The organism is Fusobacteria bacterium ZRK30 (assembly GCA_024628785.1).
Lineage (GTDB): Bacteria > Fusobacteriota > Fusobacteriia > Fusobacteriales > Fusobacteriaceae > Psychrilyobacter.
Map to the genome: position 1 here is coordinate 37,650 of CP102408.1, position 20,692 is coordinate 58,341.

The 20,692-nt window shown below is 33.1% G+C and carries 15 protein-coding genes; 13 read left to right on the top strand and 2 right to left on the bottom strand.

Annotation, left to right across the window (positions count from 1 at the left end; genetic code table 11):
* The first annotated feature begins 116 nt into the window (after positions 1 to 116).
* From NRK67_17115 to NRK67_17145, 7 genes are all read left to right on the top strand, one after another.
* The gene (locus tag NRK67_17115) at positions 117 to 4,058 is read left to right on the top strand and encodes a carbohydrate binding domain-containing protein (GenBank protein UUV20122.1); all 3,942 of its coding nucleotides are present in this window, start codon (positions 117 to 119) and stop codon (positions 4,056 to 4,058) included.
* Positions 4,059 to 4,167: 109 nt separating this feature from the next.
* Complete coding sequence (locus NRK67_17120) at positions 4,168 to 4,350, top strand: hypothetical protein (GenBank protein UUV20123.1); 183 nt, start codon at positions 4,168 to 4,170, stop codon at positions 4,348 to 4,350.
* A gap of 352 nt (positions 4,351 to 4,702) precedes the next feature.
* On the top strand, positions 4,703 to 6,226 hold the full coding sequence (locus NRK67_17125; protein UUV20124.1) for a sulfatase: 1,524 nt from the start codon (positions 4,703 to 4,705) through the stop codon (positions 6,224 to 6,226).
* Complete coding sequence (locus NRK67_17130; protein ID UUV20125.1) at positions 6,219 to 7,613, top strand: sulfatase-like hydrolase/transferase; 1,395 nt, start codon at positions 6,219 to 6,221, stop codon at positions 7,611 to 7,613. Before NRK67_17125 ends, NRK67_17130 begins: the two co-directional genes overlap by 8 nt.
* Before the next feature lie 770 nt (positions 7,614 to 8,383).
* Positions 8,384 to 8,734 carry a hypothetical protein gene (locus tag NRK67_17135; protein UUV20126.1) on the top strand — a complete coding sequence of 117 codons (351 nt, stop codon included), beginning with the start codon at positions 8,384 to 8,386 and terminating at the stop codon, positions 8,732 to 8,734.
* 119 nt (positions 8,735 to 8,853) lie between these two features.
* Positions 8,854 to 9,189 (top strand): sulfatase-like hydrolase/transferase, encoded by a 336-nt coding sequence (locus NRK67_17140; GenBank protein UUV20052.1) that lies wholly within the window; start codon positions 8,854 to 8,856, stop codon positions 9,187 to 9,189.
* 129 nt (positions 9,190 to 9,318) lie between these two features.
* Complete coding sequence (locus tag NRK67_17145) at positions 9,319 to 9,480, top strand: hypothetical protein (GenBank protein UUV20053.1); 162 nt, start codon at positions 9,319 to 9,321, stop codon at positions 9,478 to 9,480.
* 14 nt (positions 9,481 to 9,494) lie between these two features.
* Here the strand turns inward: NRK67_17145 and NRK67_17150 are convergent, their stop codons facing one another.
* Entirely contained in the window at positions 9,495 to 10,646 is a 1,152-nt protein-coding gene (locus NRK67_17150; GenBank protein UUV20054.1) for a hypothetical protein, read from the bottom strand.
* Positions 10,647 to 10,902: 256 nt separating this feature from the next.
* A complete protein-coding gene (locus tag NRK67_17155; protein UUV20055.1) occupies positions 10,903 to 11,547 on the bottom strand; it encodes a cyclic nucleotide-binding domain-containing protein in 645 nt (214 codons plus the stop codon).
* 551 nt (positions 11,548 to 12,098) lie between these two features.
* Here NRK67_17155 and NRK67_17160 point away from each other — a divergent pair.
* From NRK67_17160 to NRK67_17185, 6 genes are all read left to right on the top strand, one after another.
* Positions 12,099 to 13,049, top strand: a complete 951-nt coding sequence (locus NRK67_17160) for a glycyl-radical enzyme activating protein (GenBank protein ID UUV20056.1) — start codon at positions 12,099 to 12,101, stop codon at positions 13,047 to 13,049.
* Positions 13,050 to 13,079: 30 nt separating this feature from the next.
* Entirely contained in the window at positions 13,080 to 15,557 is a 2,478-nt protein-coding gene (locus NRK67_17165) for a formate C-acetyltransferase/glycerol dehydratase family glycyl radical enzyme (protein ID UUV20057.1), read from the top strand.
* A gap of 130 nt (positions 15,558 to 15,687) precedes the next feature.
* Positions 15,688 to 16,575, top strand: coding sequence for a sulfite exporter TauE/SafE family protein (locus NRK67_17170; protein ID UUV20058.1), 888 nt, complete (start codon positions 15,688 to 15,690; stop codon positions 16,573 to 16,575).
* A 76-nt stretch (positions 16,576 to 16,651) separates the two neighbouring features.
* Positions 16,652 to 17,800 (top strand): iron-containing alcohol dehydrogenase, encoded by a 1,149-nt coding sequence (locus NRK67_17175; GenBank protein UUV20059.1) that lies wholly within the window; start codon positions 16,652 to 16,654, stop codon positions 17,798 to 17,800.
* Positions 17,801 to 17,921: 121 nt separating this feature from the next.
* Complete coding sequence (locus tag NRK67_17180) at positions 17,922 to 18,341, top strand: heme-binding protein (protein ID UUV20060.1); 420 nt, start codon at positions 17,922 to 17,924, stop codon at positions 18,339 to 18,341.
* Positions 18,342 to 18,450: 109 nt separating this feature from the next.
* A complete protein-coding gene (locus tag NRK67_17185; GenBank protein UUV20061.1) occupies positions 18,451 to 19,854 on the top strand; it encodes a hypothetical protein in 1,404 nt (467 codons plus the stop codon).
* Positions 19,855 to 20,692: the final 838 nt, after the last annotated feature.

Below are 20,692 nucleotides of genomic sequence, written 5' to 3' on the forward strand. Positions count from 1 at the left end.
GAATCAATGATTGGAATAAATTCAGTCAAGGGGTTTAAGAGTTTGGGATAGTTATTGGAAGATAATCAAGTATATATAAGGACTATTTTAAAATTTAGTTCTACGGGAGGCAAAAGATGAAAAGGTATGGAAGAAAAGTTATTGCATTATTTTTGTTGTTGACCTTGGGTATATGTCAGCAAGCTTATGCAATGGGCAAGGAATTTAAGCCCGATGAAATCATAACACAAACATACGCTATTATAGCAAAACAAGATCAAACGATAGAGATAGACAGCAGTTTAATTGAAATAGGAAAAGATTTTAATCATAAAAATGTCAAAGTATTGGTGCAGACTGGGAAAGGTTATACACATGACAAAAATAAGGTGAAGGTAGAGGTTGAGGAGGGTACACTTGATGTACCTGTTATTGTTGAAGGGAAAGGCGGAAACAGCAGATTGTTTAATGTGAAGATTGATGTGGTTAAGCCAAGGGAGCTGTTCTTTACTTATGCTGGAAATATGAATTTTAAAGAGAAATCTTTAGAAGGATGGGAGGCCAGTAACAAAGATGCAGTTGCCTTTATTCCTTCAAGATTAAGCCCATACAATGGACAGGCAGCTTCAATAACAGTAAACGGAAAAAAAGTGACTCTTGAAAGTAAAGATGCAGTTATAAAAGCTAGAAAAGGTTTTAACTATACGCTTAATTTTTATGGAAAAAGTGATACAGGAAGAGGAAAGGTCAAAGCAGGGTTTAATAAGGATGACGGTATCTATACAGATTCTATAATTTATTTAGCATCTGATTCATGGAAAAAATATGAAGCAGATATAATTTACATAGCCAAGAAAAAGGAAGATTTAGGGATTAGATTTACATTGGAAAAAAAAGGGATTTATGATTTAACAAGAATAAGTATTATAGAAGATTTTGAGCAGCCAATTATCCATGAAATGAAGGTATACTATGTGGATAACAAGGCTCCTAAAAATGGGATAGGAAGTAAGGAAAAGCCCTTTAATAAGATAAAGAGTGCTGTGGATGTGTTGAAGGCCGGAGACAGGTGTTTTATTAGAGAGGGGAGTTATCATGAAGAAATAAAACTTAGTAATATGATGGGGTCAGCTTCATTTCCTATCATTATTCAACCCTATAATAATGAAGAGGTTGTATTGGATGGATCGGAAGCCATCCAACCTAAATGGAAAAAAGTCAAGGGAAAAGAAAATCTATATAAAACAACATTAACAAAGGATATTTGGCAGTTATTTAAGGATGATAAGATTCAAACAACGGGAAGATTTCCCAATGCAAGTTGGGAAGATGACAGTATTTTTAAGTTAAAAAAATCAACTAGACAGATTAAACCTTATGAAAGCAAGTTTGGGCATACTGTTGATGCTAGACCAGCATCTGCTTCACATGATTCAGAAGGGAACTACGATGAAGGTGCAGATTTTGGCAATATTTTGCCTACAGAGAATAAAATAGGTTTAGCTGATAGTGGGACTGACTACACAGGTTCAGTTGCTGTACTGCATATGGGGTCTTGGTTATCTTGGGCAAACCAAGTATCTGAACATGTAGCAGGAAATAACTGGTTTGATTATGATAAGAAGGATTTTAGTAGATCAGGAACTATTATGGGAAAAACTGTTTACAGATTTGCAGGTAAACCTGGTTTCTGGAAAAAGAAAAACGATGAACATAGTCAGGGGTATTATTTCTTGGAAGGTTTAGCTGCCGTTGATACAGACGGTGAATGGTATTACACGATGAAAGATAAAACACTGTATGTTTATTCATCAACAGGTAAACCAAAAGGGGATTATAGAGGGAAGACCCAGACTTATGCAGTGGATTTAACTAATTCTCAATATGTGATATTAAACAACATAGATTTTTTTGGGACAACTATAAGGTTAAATGAAAGTCGGTATATGACCTTACAGAATTCTGATTTTATGTACCCAAGTTATAATAAGTTTGTACTTGGAAATTATCAAAGACCAGAAGTGACAGAATTAGCTGCAGATAGATTTAACCTATCTTATAACAAAGTTATTAACTGTAAATTTGAATACATGGACGGTCCAGTATTGGAGTTAAAAGGTCAGTATAATGTAGTTGATAACAACTACATGCACCATATAGACTATACGAATCTCGGAACTGGTGGACAGGGGACAGTTAACATGACCGATTCATGGTACGTAACTTTTAAAAATAACACTGTACATACAGCTGGTAATTCGGAAGGGATCAGAGTAGGAAAGGGAAGTAAGATCCTTAATAATCACGTTTATAATATGAGTCTTATTCAACACGATGGTTCTTTGATTAATGTCGGAGCAAAGGATGATATGCAAAAAGATACGGTAATAGACGGAAACTGGTCACACGACAGTTACAAGGCAAGCGTTCGTTTTGACTCAGCCAATATGGGGAATCCAGATACAGTTCAATACGGAGAATTTGGAACCATCTCTAACAATGTAACATGGAATGCAGGACCTGTAAAAGTTAAGGGGAACAACCATAAGGTATTGAATAATATAGCATTTAACCCTGTGGATAGTATAAGTATAGCTGTGCTGGATAACCCGGCTATGGGAGGGTTTAATGAACTGTCAGTAACCAAGAATAACGCAGGTATTCTATCTTCTAGCTTTGGATCGGTTGTAAATAGTCTACCAGGAAGCGTGGGGAACAATTGGGATAAAGAACCTGAAAACATGGTAAGAGATTATGTTAACTGGGATTTTAGGCCTATAAAAGGATCGAAACTAGATCAATTAAAAATAGGACCTTACAAGGCAGAGGATAAAAACTATAAGATTCCAGGTTATAAAGCTAAAAAAGCAAGTATGCCTATTCCTAAGGATGGAAAACAAGGATTATCAACCAGTGACTTAATGTGGCTGGAAGCTTATAGAGGTACTGCTTATAATGTTTATTTCGGTGAAGGTAAAGATAAATTAGAGTATAAAGGGCAACAAAAGAACAACATCTACCACCCTGACAAACTTGAGTTAGATAAAAAATACTATTGGAGAATAGATACGGTCTCCCAAGATGGTTCTATTGGTGTGGGAGAATTATGGAGCTTCACAGTAAAGGAGAAGGTAGTTGCTGAGGTAAAGAAAGATGTTGAAGCGCCAGTATTAATTAATACTCTTAAAAATTCAGGGTTTGAAAGCGGATTAACAGGTTGGAAGAAAGCAGGTAAAATTGCTACAATACACGAAGAAAAAACTGAAAAATATCAAGGGGAAGTTTCTTTAAAGGTTGCAGACAGAGGTATTCAGGGGGATGGTGTTTATCAGGATGTTGTTCTAAAAAAAGGTCATAAATACAGAATATCTGCATGGATTAAATCAAGCCTAGCACCACAAAAAGCTTATATCAGAACAGCCTACAAAAAAGGAGCAATTACGGCGAATATTATAGCAAGTGGTCAGGTTGATAATACAATGTGGACCCAAGTGAAAGGTGAATTTGAGTTTACAGAAGAGGGACCCTTTGATTTTTTTAGATTAAAGATAGATGTGGAAGGAACAGCTGCATTTTATGTAGATCATGTGGAACTGATGGATCTGACACCAGCTCTATCAAGGACAACATCGGCTCCAAAAATCAACATTAAAAATGGTAACTTCGAAGAAGGCAGTAAATACTGGGGTGCCCATGGATGTGAAATAAAGGTTGATAGTGGAGTTGTAAAGGAGGGTTCTCAATCCTTGTTTATTCAAAAAAGAAGAAATAATTCAACAGGTGCATGGTATGGTCTTGAACTGGAAAAGGGTGAAAAATACAATGTATCCATGTCTATAAAATTAGTTTCTGGAAGTGGAAATGCATATTATAGATATGTTTATGCCGATAAGAGTAAAAAAGTAGATGCTATTATAAAAGAAATAGGGAGCAAAGAAGGATGGAAGGAGGTAAAAGGTGTAATCGATCTGGAATCTGAAATAGGAGAAATTGGGGGAACAGCTTTTATAAAAATTTTTGTTGATGGGACCCAGTCAGATTTTTATATTGATCAGGTAACTATTGAAGAAATAAAATAACACATTATTGTAAACAGGGAGAGAATTTCTTCCTGTTTTTTTTAGTGGCCACATTATCACAGGTATTTTCTAAAATATATGGTATAATAAAAATAAAGGAGGGATTAAAATGAAAAAGATATTATTATTACTATTATTATCATTTTTAACATTGGCAGCTTATAGCTCTACTGAAGAAAAAAATATAGAGAGAGAAGTAAAAGATGGGAACCCTCAATGGTGGAAGGAAATAGGAGAAACTGATAGTGAATATTGGTGGGTAAATGAATACCAAGATGAAGATTCAAATTAATAAAGGAAAATATTAGACAAATAAATAGAAATAAAAAGGGAGCACTTCAGATGCTTCCTTTTTATTTCTATTTATTTGTCTAATGATTCAACGGCTACTGAAAAATCTAAGATTATAGAGATTAATGTTAATATAATTAATCCAAAGAAAAACTTTCTTAATTTAGAGAAAATTTTCTTGACTAAGGGAATGTTTTAGCATATAATTTTATTAAGAGTTGGTATTGCGTTACTTTTGAATTGTAAAAGAACAATAGAAGTTAAATCTTCTTTTGATTTAAAAGACCATGAAATTAAAAATACTATAGAGTTCTAAAAAATGGATAATTAAGAATTGGTAAAAAGGAGGAACTATGGAAAGACCCAACATATTGTATATAATGTCTGATGATCACGCGATAAATGCCATAAGCACATATGGGTCAAGATTAGCAGGAGTATTTAAAACACCGAATTTAGACAGAATAGCAGTAGAAGGAGCAAGGCTAGATAACTTTTTTGCAACTAATTCTATCTGTACCCCAGCAAGAGCTACGGTGATGACTGGTCAATATGGGCATATAAATGGTGTAAAAACTCTAGCACATAAAATTGAAGATGATCATAATCCATTCCTATCTTCTCTGTTACAGGAAAGTGGTTATTCCACAGCTATGATAGGAAAATGGCACCTTCATACTGAACCTAGAGGATTTGATCATTATAGTTATCTTTTAGGTAAAGGTGGCCAGGGGACATACCAGAACCCGGAGTTTAAATATAAGAATGGAGAAACAAAAATTCATAATGGTTATGTAACGGATATAATTACAGATATGACTATTGAATGGATGAAAAATAGAGATAAAGATAAACCTTTTTTCATGATGTGTCATCATAAAGCACCCCATGATTTTTGGGAATATCCAATAAGACATGAAAACCTGTTTGAGGGTAAGAAGATACCTGTGCCGGATTCCCTCTTTGAAGACAAAAGCCATAGAAGTGAAGGCTCAAGGGAGTACGGCTCATCTGTAACTCCTAGAAATAAAATAAGAAGTTTATATGCAGAATTCTGCGATCCCGATTATGTCACTGGACCGCTTAAAGGGACAGAGGATATGACCTTTGAGGAAAAGGGAATAGCGGCATATCAAAAATACCTCAAGGATTACCTTAGAACCGTTGCAGGAATAGATGATTCTGTGGGAGAGATAATGGATTACCTAAAAAATACCGGAGAATTAGATAATACTATTATTATCTATACATCTGATCAGGGAATGTTTTTGGGTGAACATGACTACCAGGATAAAAGATGGAGTTATGAAGAATCTTTGAGAACTCCCTTTCTTATAAGGTATCCCAAAGGAATAAAAGACGGCACAGTAAAAAAAGAGCTTATGGCAAATCTTGATATAGCACCAACATTATTAGAATATGCAGGGGTTGAGATTCCACGGGAAATTCAGGGAATATCACAAAAATCAATGATAGAAGGAGATCCCGATGCAATTATAAGGGATGAGGTGTATTTCAGGTACTGGATGCATATGGGTCATAGACATCAAAACCCAGCTCATTATGGAATAAGAACAGAAAGATATAAGCTTATCTTTTATTACGGATTGCCGCTGGATACTTATGATGGTGTAAGAGATAGGTGTTCAGATAGGATACAAGACATAGAAACTCCAGTAGGATGGGAGTTATATGATATGAAAAATGATCCATATGAGTTAAAAAATTTATATGATAAAGAAGAATATACAGAAGTAGTGAAGGATCTCACTGAAAAGCTTTTGGAAGTAAAGAAAAAATATGGAGATACAGATGAAAAATATCCAGAACTTATAGAAAGTTTTGAGAAAAGTACAGGGGGAAAAATTAATGAATAAGCCAAATATAGTAGTATTTATAACCGATGACCAGAGGTTTGACACCATTGCAGCTCTTGGAAATAAACACATTAAGACACCTAATATAGATGAACTGGTAGAAAATGGGGTGGCATTTGGAAACGCTCATATTCCAGGAGGAACTGTGGGAGCAATATGTATGCCAAGTAGAGCTATGTTAAATACAGGAAGAGGTCTATTCCACCTGGAAAAAGATGGTTCATGTGTACCTCAAAACCACGCTCTTATGGGAGAGACGTTCAGGAACGCAGGATATCATACGATAGGTATCGGAAAGTGGCATAATGGTGTAGAAGCTTACCATAGAAGTTTTTGTGATGGTGGAGAGATCTTCTTCGGAGGAATGTGGGATCACTGGAATGTTCCAGCTAACCACTTTGACCCTACAGGAAAATATGATAATATAAATAATTTTATTATTGATCCGTTTAAGTATAAAGAAACAAGACAAGTAAGATATGATCATATACAGCCAGGGAAACATTCAACAGAATTGTTCTGTGAAACAGCATCAAAACTTATAAATGAATACGATAAAGAGGATCCTATGTTTTTATATGTATCCCTATTAGCTCCTCATGATCCAAGATCAATGCCAAAAGAGTACCAAAATATGTATAAACCGGAAGATATGGAGTTGCCGGTAAACTTCACAGAAGAGATTCCATTTGATTACGATGTTCTTTGGGTAAGGGATGAAAAGTTGGCTGCATATCCAAGAAACCCAAATGAAGTAAAAGAACATATTGCAGATTACTATGCTATGATCACTCACCTAGACGCAGAGATGGGGAAGGTAATAGATTCATTAAAAGCAAAGGGGCTTTATGAAAATACCATCTTTACATTTATGGGAGATAACGGAATTTCTTTAGGACGTCATGGATTGATGGGGAAACAGAGTATATATGAACACGCAGTAAGAGTTCCGCTGATATTTTCAGGACCTGGAATATCTAAGGATATAGTTAATTCAGAGTATGTATATCTTCAAGATGTATTCCCTACTCTTTGTGAATTAACAGGGATAGAGATACCTCAAACTGTAGAAGGAAATAGTTTTAAACCTATGTTAGTAGGAGAGAATCAAGAGGGAAGAGATGAACTTTATCTAGCATATAAATCAACTGTAAGAGGATTTAAAAATAAGAAGTACAAGCTGATAGAATATGTTTTCAATAATGTTCGTAGAACTCAGTTGTTTGATATAGAGGGAGATCCAAATGAATTAAATGACTTAGCTCATCAAGAAGAATTTAAGCCTGTGGTTAGAGAAATGAGAGAAAATTTAAAAAGAAAAAGGAACGAGATGGATGACCATCTATCTGAGACAGGGAAGAAATTCTGGTCTTGTATTGAGTTTTAATGGATATATTGTTTAGTTAATTTTTTTAAATTAAAAATATATATTCCAAGGAGGATTATTAAATTAAAGTTGTTCACATCCATGAACCTAATAAGGTCCAATTAGTTGAAGTAGAAAATCCAGTTTGTCAGCCGGGGGAAGCACTACTTCAAATAAAGTATGTAGGTATATGCAGAGCAGATATAATCTTAATTGGAAATAGTAAGCATGAAGCTATCTTCAAACACTCTGATATAGCAGGAACTCAGTTTGCAGCAAGATTTGATTCAGCTAAAGTAAATAAAACAACTAACGGAGTTGACTATAAGTTTTGATTTGACATGGAGAAGTGTCACATCTTTGATCTTGAAACAGAGAAAAATATCTCACTATAGCTAAATAAAAATTCCAAAAGGCGGTCCTTCCCTAAATCAAGTAAAAAATAAATCCTTAACATAAATAGGAGCTCCAACTGGAGCTTCTATTTTTATAATAAAGGAAGTTCGCCTTAAGAATATAATTAGAGCCAGTCTTTTTTTCTAATCCAAAACATTTTTAGAGCGTTACTGTAACAGGTTTTGATAACTCTGAAATTTCAAAGGGTAGTATCCCTATTTTGAGATAAGTAGGTACTTCTTCTTCGGAGAGAAGGGAAAAAAAGATTACCCAATAAAGATTTTACCCTATAACAATGAAAGGGTTATTATAGATGGATCTGAAAAGATAATTTTACATACACTAAATATGCTATAAAACCCGCAAAAGAGAAAGCAAAGGAAAGAAAATATCTAATGACCGATGTTTTTAAGAAAAAAAATACCGATGATAGATCGGGTTATTTTATTGAAGGGAAATTAGAGTGTTTAGATGTTCCAGGGGAATGGTTCTATGATAAAAATGAAAAAACACTTTATTTAATGACATTGTCAAAAGAAAATCCTCAAAACATGGAAGTTAGGGGTAGAACTTTATCCTATGTATTAACAGGTAATTTATCCAGTTATATAGAAATTAAAGGTCTTAATTTTTTTAGTGGGACATTCAATTTTATTGACAGCAATAATATTACTATAGAAGATTGTGAATTCTTATACCCTAGTTATAACAAGCTAATGTTAAGAGATTATCACTTCCTGAGGTAAGTAAATTTACTACATCGATACCAACTAAAGAATTAAAATCCCACAGCAAAGTTTTTTTATCTTACGGTAATGTTATTAGGAATTGTAATTTTACTTATTTAGATGGTTCAGCATTAAAAATGAAAAGTAAGGATGATATTATTGAAAATAACCTTTTTGCCTATATGAACTACACTTGTATGGGGAAGGAAGCAGGGGTTGAACTTAGAGATTCGGTAGGAACTATTTTTATAAGGAATACAATTCATACAGGAGGAGTTAAGTTAGATGAAAAACCCGGTCTTGCTACAATAGGCTATAATGGAGGATACAGAGGAAAAAAGAACTCAGAATATGAAGATGGACACAGAGTTCCTTTTATAATGAATATCCCGTATAAAGAAAATACAAGAAACAGAAAAATTGATAGGTTATCTGCTAATATTGATTTTATGCCAACACTGCTTGATCTATGAAAAATTAATAATCATGAATCGAAACGAACAAAGTGGGACAAAAAAAGTTCTAAGGGTGTCGCCCTTAACTGACTCCATTTCTTTTCATGAGCAAAAGAAATAGAGGAAAGAAAAGCTCACTTTTTCTAAATGATGTTAGAAATAACTAATCTTAATCTTGGGACTACCTGGGTTGGTCATTTTAATCCCCCCAAAATTAGAGATACATTCTTGCTGCCTGAAAACATAATATCGGTAGCATTATTCCCTGTGGGATATCCCCATGAAGAAAGTGTACCTCATCCATTTTAGGATCTAAATTATATTTATTTTACGGAAAATATATGATTAGTTGCCATATCTATATTTTCAATTAATTTTTCTATAGAAGCAACAGTTAAATTCAAATAATCTTTCAAATCTGCTTCTGTCAGATAAGGGATTGGATTCTCTTTACTGTATTCTTCTGTGACAACTAAGTTTATCACTGCTCCTGTTTTTTTTATCATTCCAGCACCACCAATTTCCCCATGAAGTTCATTGGACATAAAGCTTATTCCACCACAATCCTGGCTGATAATATCGGCTAGATCCGAGATGATCTGAACTTTATCTTTTGAAAATTCACTTATTTTTAATGCTTTTCCTAATTCAATTATTCTATTGGCTACTTTTTCAGTATTACTTTTTAAAGCTCCTTTTATTCTCTTTGCAGCTCCATCAAAAAATTTACATTCTATTCCTAAATCTTTAGCAGCTTTAACAACTGCCTCCACAACAAAAGGGTTATCGTCTGTCGCATCTCCTCTTACGAAATAAGTTGGTTTTTCTAAACCCTTTGAAAATTTAGAATAGATCATAGCTTCGATAATTAAAGTAGGTAATTTATCCATCCCTAATTTTTTTATAATTAATTTTTTTGAATAATTAGGTGAATTTCCTTCTAAATCTTCATTTGGTCCTATTCCTCCTTCAGTTGCATTTACTGTTCCTAATACACTAACCGGAATATTATTGATCTCTAAAACTGTTCCAACTATATTCCCAATATTATTTTCAATATCTTCAACAGTTGAAATAAACTTACTAGGATAGTTTTTGGTAAAACTATTTAAAGCGGCATTTGCAATTGCTGTTTGAACAGCTACAGGTGTTTCCATAACTCCCTGACCATAAATTCTTCCAAATGCTTCCAGGACTATGGTATGGGTATTAATAGCTTCTTTCCCCCTTAAACTATTAATAATTTTTTTTTCCTGCAATGTATATTTTCTTTTAACTGTTCCATGGCCTTCTCCACCATTTTTTAAAATAGCGGTAATTTTATTTTCCTCAAATTTAAATTTTTCTATAGTAAGATCTATTCCCGTTGCTTTTTTAAAAAGGGAAAGAACTACTGACAATCCAGGTGAATCATCCTGTACCTGATTGTTCAAACTATGGCAGTGACCGCATCCTACATGCCCTGCTATAGCCACCCTTCCTGTTTTATGGTTACTAAATTTAATATCTATTTCTATCTCCCCCTTCCAATTTTTTTATGTTAACAGGATAAAATATCCCATGAGATTTTATGAAAACTATAATTTTACATTTAAGAGTGTCTATTTTGAACAATATAACACAAAGTATAAAATTAAAAAAGGCAGAAATTTTATTTCTGCCTTCTGCCATATAAATTTCAAATGATTTTTCTTTCCGTTAAGTTGCTCCGGAGAATTTGCTGTAAAAGTGTTAATACTTATAAGAGTCAAAGTATTTTATTAATGCTTTTCTATCTATTATCTTTATGCTGTTTTTATATTTTTCTATAATACCTTCATGAATAAATTGATTGGTTATTTTATAAAGGGTAGATTTATTTACATACACTGCTCTGGTCAGCTGAGTGTAACTGTCAAAATAAAAAGTATTGCTGTCTTTACAAAAATAATTTGATATTATATAAGCATAGTAAGCAGCAGCGCCTCCCTGAGAATAGATATAAAAACCTCTAAGTCCCTGAAAAAGTATATTTGTACATTTTGGCATATAGTCCTCCATAAATAAAGACGTACTTAGGATATACTTTTTGAAGATAGAAGTCGGTATTTCATATCCTGTAACTTCATTACTAGATGCTATAACTTCCCAATCCCAGTCACTTCCATTTGTAAAGCATGCATTAACTCCTACAAACTCATCGTCAGAAAACATATAAGGAAAGATCTTTTCCCCATCTTCATCACATCTTATTTTTATTGCATTTCCTTTTTTTATATAAAAAACTTTATCATCTCCCTGTCCATATAAGAGATTTCCTTTTTTATATCTTTTAAATTTTATTTTATCCTTTACAGATTTTGGCAGCAGTGTAACAGGAAATTCTAAACTATTCAAATTAATGCCTCCTCCTCTTAGAAAAATTCTAAATATTTATTTTATATATTTAATTATATAACGCTATTTGAAATAAACTTAATTATATTATAACAGATTTAATTTAAATATTCGGTAACATTTATTACCGCTTTTAAATAGATATTAGTATATAATATATATTTATGTTAAAAATTACACATTAATATCTTAAAATTTTTATTTCCAAGAGATATTAGATGAATTTAGTGCTTTTACGGGGAATTTTAACATCTAAAAAAGTATTTTTTCCCTTTATTTTAATAAAAAAGGCCAAAAAGTATGATTAGGAGAAAAAAAAATATATATAAACCAGAATAAAGAGTGAAATTTGAATTTAAAGTGTCCTAAAGAGACGCTTTTATGTTAATTTTAGGATATAATTTTAGCAAGATAAAAAAATAACAAAATATAAAGATTAAGTTCTTTTAAAAATAAGTAACAATGTTGAAAATATCTAAAAGCTAGTTAGATTGTTTTCAATAATGTGAATTAATTATTTTTTAAAATTGATGTTTAGAGGAGGTGATCAAATGTTACAGAAAGGAATTATTTTCAATATTCAGCGTTTTACAATACACGACGGACCTGGAATCCGTACAGAGTTATTTTTAAAAGGATGCCCCCTTCGATGTGATTGGTGTGGTAATCCTGAGAGTTTTAAGGTTTCTATAGAACCAGGTGTATACAAAAATAAATGCATTTCCCATGAAAAATGTGGTTCGTGTGAAGATGTCTGTCCTGATAAAAGTATGCTGACTTTTACAGATGGTAAACTGACTTCTATAGATTCTAGTAAATCTACAGATTGGCTTGCTTGTTATGATGCCTGCCCTTCAGATGCAATCAAGCAATGGGGTAAATCTATGTCTGTAGAAGAGTGTATGAAAGAAATTCGTAAGGACAAAGGTTATTATGAGCGTTCTGGTGGTGGTGTTACAGTTTCCGGAGGGGAACCACTTCTTCAAAGTGATTTTGTAGCAGAACTTTTTAAGGTCTGCAAAGATGAAGAAATTCATACCTGCCTTGAATCCAGCTTCTATGGTGACTGGAAGGAGATCGAAAAGATATTATCATATACGGATCTAATAATTTCAGATATAAAACATATGGATACAAATATTCATAAAAAATATACTGGAGTATACAATGACAGGATCTTAGAAAATCTGAAGAGATTTGCAAGGGAAGATCGGGAGCTTATTCTAAGAATTCCTGTTATTCCAAATGTAAATGATGATATGGAAAATATCAAAGCCACAGCAGATTTTATATTAAATGAACTTGGTGGCCGTGTAAGAACACTACAGCTCTTGAGTTTTATGCGTCTCGGTGAAGAAAAATATAACTCACTAGGAATGACCTATAAGATGAAAGGTGTTCAAATTAATAGAGAATCATTTCAAAAACACATCCATGAGATTGCACAGTATTTTAATAGTAGAGGGATTCATTGTCTAGTAGGGACTAAGGAAAAAGAATAAATAAAACAACATATATTAGGGGGGATTTTAATGAAAATGAATAAAACAAATCCATGTGGAACAGAAGCTTTTGATAAAGTATATAGTATAGGCTACCAAGTTAATCATGAAGACTGGTCTCCATATCCACGTGTAAATAATCTTAGACAGACATTTTTAGATAGACCATATGATATAGATGTAGAAAGATTTAGATTGGTAACAGAAGCTTATCAAAATAATGAATCAGCTCCACGTAAACTTCAATGTGCCTATGCTTTTGAAAATATATTACTTAATACAACACTTAGTATCTATGATGAAGATCTAATTTTAGGTGAGATAGCAGCACCAGCAAAAGCATCACCAATATATCCTGAATTCTCTGTAAAATGGATCACCGACGAGATATTAAATTCTCCATTTGAGGAACGTTCAAACGATCAATTTTATATAAGAAATGAGAAAGAAAAACAAGAAATTTTAGAACTTTGTAAATATTGGGAAGGGAAGTGTGCTGACGATCTTATAAATATAAGACTAGATGAGGAACAAAAGAAAGGTTCCCATGTAGGAGAAAAAGTATTTCAAACAAATAACTATCATTTTGCAGGGATAGGTCACTTTGCAATGGATTATAAGAAACTAATGACATTAGGATATAGTGGAGTAATCGAGGAAGCTAAGACTCATTTTTCAAAACTAAGTAAGGCTGATCCAGAGTATGGAGAGAAAAGAGATTTTTATAAGGCAACGATTATCATGTTAGAAGCTTCTAAAAAATATATCACTCGTTATGCAAAACTAGCAGAGGATATGGCAGCAGTGGAAACTGATGAAAAGAGAAAACAAGAACTAGAAGATATGGCAGCTAACTGTCATGTAATATCAGGAGATGCTCCTAAGACTTTTTGGCAGGCATTACAGCTATTTAACTTTGCAACTACACTTATCCAAATAGAAGGAAATGGTCACTCGATCTCTTATGGACGTATGGACCAGTGGTTAAATCCTTTCTATGAAGCTGATATGAAAAATAATGAAATTACTAAAGAGTTTGTTTTGGAACTTATAGAAGTATTATATGTAAAGATGAATAATCCTACAAAATTAAAGGATAAAGGTACAGTAAAAGTACGTAATGGACGTGGGTTCGGAGGAGAGAGTCTTACTATTGGTGGAATAGATAAAGACGGTAAGGATGCAACTAATGATCTAACTATGTTGATGTTAGAAGGATCAGCTCATACAAGAATGATGAACCCTTGGGTTTGTGTACGTATGCACGAAAATACACCTTATGAACTAAAGGTTAAAACAACTGAATGTACAAGAGCAGGTTATGGACATCCAAAGATCTTTAATGATGGTCCAGCAATCAAAGCTATGTTAAGTAAGGGAGTAACATTAGAAGAAGCAAGAGATTATTGTGTTGTAGGTTGTGTAGAGCCATCACTTCCAGGAAAAGAATTTGGTTGGTTAGATGCAGGTTATGTAAATACAGCTAAGATGATGGAAATGGTAATTAATGGAGGACGTACATTAAATGAGATAGAACTTGGTCCAAATACGGGAAGTTTAGAAACTTATAAAAGTTTTGATGAAGTTCTTGAAAGTGTTGATAAGCAATTTGCTTACTGGTGTGACCAACTATGCAGCTGTTTAAACATAATGGAAGATGTACATAGAATAGTGAAACCTACTCCATATGTTTCTGCTTTCTTTGAAGGTTGTCTTGAAAGTGGAAAAGATATGACCGAGGGAGGAGTTAAATATAATGGTACTGCTCCACAAGGTAGTGGTATTGCTACTTGTGCAGATTCACTATCTACTATTAAAAAATTAATGTTTGATGATAAACGTTACACCGGTGCTGAGTTACTTAAAGCTGTAAAAGATAATTGGGAAGGTCATGAAAAGATATATGCCCTTGTAAATAGTTCAAAAGTTCCCCACTTTGGGAATGATGATGATGCAGCAGATGATCTATTTAAATTTATGTTTGAATGTTACTGCAGACATATAAAAGGGAGAAAAAACCTTAGAGGTGGAGATTTTAGTCCAGGGGTATATACAGTAAATGCCAATGTAGGGATGGGATTATATACCAATGCCTCACTAGATGGTCGTAGGAACAATGAACCAATCTCTGATAATATGGGACCTGTCCATACTGATGGAGGATCTCATGATATTTGTGGACCGACTGCTCTGGTAAACTCTGTAGCAAAGGTAGATCATAGTCTTGCAAGTAATGGAACTTTATTAAATCTAAGATTTCCAGAAGAAGCTGTATCAGGAGTAGAGGGAAGAGACATCTTGATCAGTTTCATCGATGAGTATATCGCAAAGCAAGGGATGCATGTTCAGTTTAACATCATGAGTTCTGAAACTATGAAAGCAGCACAAAAAAATCCAGAAAATTATAAAGATATGCTAGTACGTGTAGCTGGATATAGCGCTTACTTTGTAGAGCTTGGGAAACCACTACAAAAAGATCTAATTCAACGTACAGAGCTTAATTTTTAATTGAAACATAAAAAGATTATTACAAAATATAAACTATTGATCCCTATGTTTTTTCATAGGGGAGGAGTCAAATAGATCTTTGTATCTATTTGACTGATAATATTATTTAATTATTTAAAGGGAGAAAAATATGAATTTTGATTTTATACTTGTTGGTTTAATGCAAATTGTTGGATTCTTTGTTCAAGGTACTACAGGGTTTGGATGTACTGTTATTGCTGCACCAGTTACAAATGGAATATTAGGAACGGCTATTGGAGTACCGTATGGTACGATCATCACATTACCTTTCCTATATTACCTAGGGATTAAAGGAAGAAAAGATGTTTCTTGGAAGGATTTAGCTAAGATTGTAGCTCTCTGTGCACCAGGAATCTTAATTGGAAACAAATTATTTACTAGTATTAGTCCTCAAACGGCAAAGATCGGTATTGGTGGAATGATCATTGTTATTGCAACTATGAATATTCATAAACACATCATAAAGCCCCTGGTTATTAAACAAAAAGAAGAGGACGAAGCAGAAGATACAACAGTAAAAAAAATATTTCGTTACGGATGTCTTATATTAGGTGGAGTTGTCCATGGAGCATTTACTATCGGAGGTCCATTAATTACTGTTTATACATTAGAAGCAGTAAAGGATAAGAAAAAATTCCGTAATACAATGACATGGTTATGGTGCATCCTTAATATATGGAATGCATTCGCTCAATATAACAATGTACCGGTAGCAAATAGAGCATATCTAACAAGTGCACTACTTATAGGATTACCTATGGCTGGAATCGGGTTCTTCTTTGGTATGAGATTTTTAGAAAAGATCAACAGAGTACAATTTTTACGTATTGTATACGCTGTCTTAATGTTAATTGGAGTAAATATGTTTAAGAGTAATGTTCCATGGACTCCTGAATTGATTAAGATGTCATCTATTGCTCTTACAATAGTTGGTCTAGGATATATCTATACCGTTGTAAAGAATAAAAAGGCTAATGAGCAACTACATGGTGCTTAATTATAAAATAATTTAGTTTTAGAGTTTAAAGGTAAACTCCCTTTATGGGAGTTAAGCCATTTTTAGGAGGAAAATAATGAAAGATTTTAGATTTAAAATACCACAAAATATCGAGTTTGGAATAGGAAGCTTAAAGAGACTTCCAGAAATAATGAAAGAAAACAATTCAGAGCATGTATTTTTAATCTCTGACCGTGGATTAGAAAGTATAGGTGTAGTAAAGAAAGTAAAGGACATCATTGAAGCTAGTGGAATCAAATGCACAGCTTATCTAGATGTAGTACCTAATCCAACAATAGATGTTGTAAACGAAGCAACTGCATCTTATAAAGAGTGTGGCGCAACAAGTATTGTAGCTCTTGGTGGAGGAAGTCCATTAGATGTTGCAAAAGCCGTAGGAGTACTTGCTTCTTATGGTGGAGATATCAGAGATTATGAGGGAATGAATAAGGTTCCAGGACCAATAGTTCCAATGATCGCAATCCCTACAACAGCAGGAACTGGAAGTGAAGCAACTGCATCATGTGTAATTACAGATGAAGAGAAAAACTATAAGTTTTCAATGATTAGTTATGAAACTCTTCCTAAATATGCAATCTTAGACCCAGAACTAATTATGACTGCACCTGCATCAATTGCAGCTTCAACTGGTGTAGACGCACTGATCCATGCAATAGAAGCATATCTTTCAAGAAACGCTTCACCATTTACAGATGCAATGGCTGAAAAAGCAATGGAATTAATCGGTAAAAATATTCGTAGGTTTGTAGCAAATAGAAAAGATGAAAAAGCTGCATGTGCAATGATGACAGGAAGTAATTTTGCTGGAATCTCATTTGCATGGGCAAAACTTGGGAATGTACATGCTATGAGTCATCCAGTAAGTGCGTTTTACCACGTGCCGCATGGTGTTGCAAATTCGGTCCTTCTTCCAACAGTTATGGAGTATAATGCTCTGGCTGATAATGGACGTTATGAAGTAATTTATAACTATGTACGTAAAGGTAATGAAGTTGTAAAAAACTTTAAACCAGAGATGTTAGTAGAAGAACTTAGAAAATTAAATGCTGACTTTGGAATTCCAAAATCACTTTCAGAAGTAGGAGTTAAAGAAGAGATGATCGAAGAGATGGCAAAGGATGCTATGAAGAGTGGAAATGTCTTAGCTAATCCAAGACAGACAACTCTAAAAGATATGATCGAACTTTATAGAAAAGCATTATAAAATAAAAACCTTATAAAATACATCCCAGGTGTTTAGAAAATTTTCTAAACGTTTGGGAGTTTTTTTAATAGATATTATAAAAAGATAAAAATTAATAATTTAAACAAGAGGAGAAGCCAATATGTTTAAAGACACAAAGATAATAACTTTAGCAGCAGCAAAATTAATGGGAGAGAAAGCTCTTGAAAAGTGTGAAGAAATAGGTAAGTCCTTTGTTTTTTCAGTAGTAGATGCAGGAGGTCATATTCTTTATATTCAAAGAATGGAGGATGCCTTTATAACTAGTATCAGTATCGCTATAGATAAAGCATTTACAGCAGCAACAATGAAAAGAGCAACTGATAAACTTACAGAAAAAATAAAGCCAGAATCTGATCTATTTGGATTAAATCATACGAATAATGGAAGAATTATTCCGTTTGGTGGAGGTTTGCCTATAGTTGTAGATGGAAAGGTAATAGGTGGAATTGGAGTCAGTGGGGGAAGTGTAGAAGAAGACATTGCTGTAGCTACAGCAGGATTAGAAGCTTTAGAACTTTAATTTTTTATAATTAATAGAGAAAAAAATAACAAGATACAATAGATTATTGTAAAAGCATTGAAAATATTTCAATATTTTTGTAACAGTCTAGTTTAAGGAGGAGGAAATTATGATAATGAAAAGAGAGTACGGGAAAGAACAACCTTATATCCCTGCTGGTTTATTTAAAATAAGATTACCATTGATCCATCTAAAATTTGAAAAAGTTGATTTTTTCCAGGGATTATTATTATGTGCAGTATGTTTAGGAGCTATTCCTATGCTGCAGGAGTATCTGGGAATGCCTTTTGAAGTAGCAATGACCGTTGTTGTTTTAAATGGAATATTATATTTTGCCCATATAATTTTAGGAGATCCAGTTATACCTGGGTGGATAACACCTGCTATTCCATTACTTATGCTTCATATCAGTCAATACCCTGTTGGACCTGAGAGAGTTCATGCACTTATAGCATTTCAATTTTCTTTAGGGATATTAGCTATTTTTTTAGGTATTACAGGTCTGGGTAAAAAAGTTACATCTATTGTCCCCAATGCTATGAAGTCGGGGGTTATTTTAGGTGCAGGAATCTCTGCTATCATGTCAATATTAAAAAAAGGTGGAAATTTTGAAAAACATCCTGTGTCCATTGTAATTTGTATGGGTATTGGTTTTTATTTTTTATTTTCAAGTCACTTTAAAAGTAAAAGAAATCTCAATAAATTTACTAAAACTCTTTCAAATATGGGATCTCTCCCTATAGTTATATTAGCTATATTTATAGGACCATTAGTAGGTGAAGCTAGTATACCTAATATCGAGTGGGGAATTACAAATCTTGCATTTAAGGAATTATTTAATAATTGGACTATCTTTGGATTGGGATTACCTCCCTTAAAGATGTTTATCGGTGGGATTCCGATGGTAATATCGTGTTATATTGTACTTTTTGGAGATATGATTCAGACTCAATGTTTACTTGAAAATGCTAGTAAAGAAAGGCCAGATGAGATTATAGACTATAATCCTAATCGTTCTCATTTAATTTTTGGATTAAGAAATTTATTGATGTCTATTTTTGGACCTGACCTTACTATGTCTGGACCACTTGCAGCTGCAATGCAGGTAGTTCTTTGCGAAAGATATAAAAATGGCAGAGAAACGATGGACTCTATTCATGGAGGAGCTATTTCCTATAGGTATGGGACTCTTTCTGGGTATTTACTCCTTCCTATTGTTACTCTGGTCAAACCAATATTAGGGATTGCTCTTGCTGCTACTATGCTTATCCAGGGATATGTATCTATTAGAGTTGGAGTTCTGAAATCAAAAACAGTTAATGATTTGGGAATTGCAGGAATTATGGCTGCTGTTATAGCAACTAGAGGAGCCGCCTGGGGTCTTTTATCCGGCCTTCTTCTCTGTGGATTTATTAATATTGGAAGAAATCATCAATTCGAATCTCCATTATTTGAGGATACTGATATTGCTAATAAAATAGTTAGTAAAAAAGTTAAGTTAGAGGAAGTATAGAGTGTTGCAAAAGTAATTTACAAAAAATTTAAAAATCATATCTAATATATAGTAATAAATGACCAAACCAATTAATTACGAAAGGATATGATTACTTATGTATATACCTCAATCTATGATAAATAACAATTTTTTATTTCAAACTTTAAAAATTCTTAGAAAGAAATTTCCAGAACTATTTAAAGCTAATACTTTTGGAAGACCTAGAAAATATTATTTAGGACAAGTATTTATTCTTATGATTTACAAAGCACATAACTCTAGTTTAAGTTTTAGAAAAATTATTGAATGAGGATTTAATCGTTTTAAAAATTTTAGGCTTTGATAAAGCTCCTAACTTTACTGTAATTTGTAAAATTTATAATAAATACCTCAAAAATAATCTTAATTATAAATTAGGTTATTTAGAAGGGAAGCAAATATCTTACTATGAAACAGGAGAGGTGTTTTATGATGGAGAAATAAACTCTGGAAAAAGGGAAATTAGATGAAGAGTATAATCTTATTTCATAAATATAAAATCTATAATAATTTAAGAAAATTGTTAAGATTTTGAATGATAAAAAAAGACCAAGGGTAGTTAGTCCTTGGTCATAGGCGACAATATTTTTGGTATTAACTAAAGTATTTAATAAGCACAATAATTAATTCTAAAATTAGAGTTACTAGTTTCAATTTACCACCTCCCTATATTGGAGTCATAAAGAGTAAGCATGATAACTCTTTATGCTGAGGTAAATAAAGCCGCCCAAGGTAATAATATCATGAGTTCTTGAAAAACATCAAAAAATAAAAAAAGTCGGGTAACTAATCCGACTTTTTTTCATGCTTTTACCTA

Excerpts from the sequence above, each read along its gene's own strand:
- NRK67_17135 (UUV20126.1), top strand. The coding sequence starts at position 8,384 with ATGACCGATGTTTTTAAGAAAAAAAATACCGATGATAGATCGGGTTAT.
- NRK67_17170 (UUV20058.1), top strand. The coding sequence starts at position 15,688 with ATGAATTTTGATTTTATACTTGTTGGTTTAATGCAAATTGTTGGATTC.
- NRK67_17165 (UUV20057.1), top strand. The coding sequence starts at position 13,080 with ATGAAAATGAATAAAACAAATCCATGTGGAACAGAAGCTTTTGATAAA.
- NRK67_17160 (UUV20056.1), top strand. The coding sequence starts at position 12,099 with ATGTTACAGAAAGGAATTATTTTCAATATTCAGCGTTTTACAATACAC.
- NRK67_17180 (UUV20060.1), top strand. The coding sequence starts at position 17,922 with ATGTTTAAAGACACAAAGATAATAACTTTAGCAGCAGCAAAATTAATG.
- NRK67_17185 (UUV20061.1), top strand. The coding sequence starts at position 18,451 with ATGATAATGAAAAGAGAGTACGGGAAAGAACAACCTTATATCCCTGCT.
- NRK67_17140 (UUV20052.1), top strand. The coding sequence starts at position 8,854 with ATGAAAAGTAAGGATGATATTATTGAAAATAACCTTTTTGCCTATATG.
- NRK67_17145 (UUV20053.1), top strand. The coding sequence starts at position 9,319 with ATGATGTTAGAAATAACTAATCTTAATCTTGGGACTACCTGGGTTGGT.
- NRK67_17120 (UUV20123.1), top strand. The coding sequence starts at position 4,168 with ATGAAAAAGATATTATTATTACTATTATTATCATTTTTAACATTGGCA.
- NRK67_17130 (UUV20125.1), top strand. The coding sequence starts at position 6,219 with ATGAATAAGCCAAATATAGTAGTATTTATAACCGATGACCAGAGGTTT.
- NRK67_17125 (UUV20124.1), top strand. The coding sequence starts at position 4,703 with ATGGAAAGACCCAACATATTGTATATAATGTCTGATGATCACGCGATA.
- NRK67_17115 (UUV20122.1), top strand. The coding sequence starts at position 117 with ATGAAAAGGTATGGAAGAAAAGTTATTGCATTATTTTTGTTGTTGACC.
- NRK67_17175 (UUV20059.1), top strand. The coding sequence starts at position 16,652 with ATGAAAGATTTTAGATTTAAAATACCACAAAATATCGAGTTTGGAATA.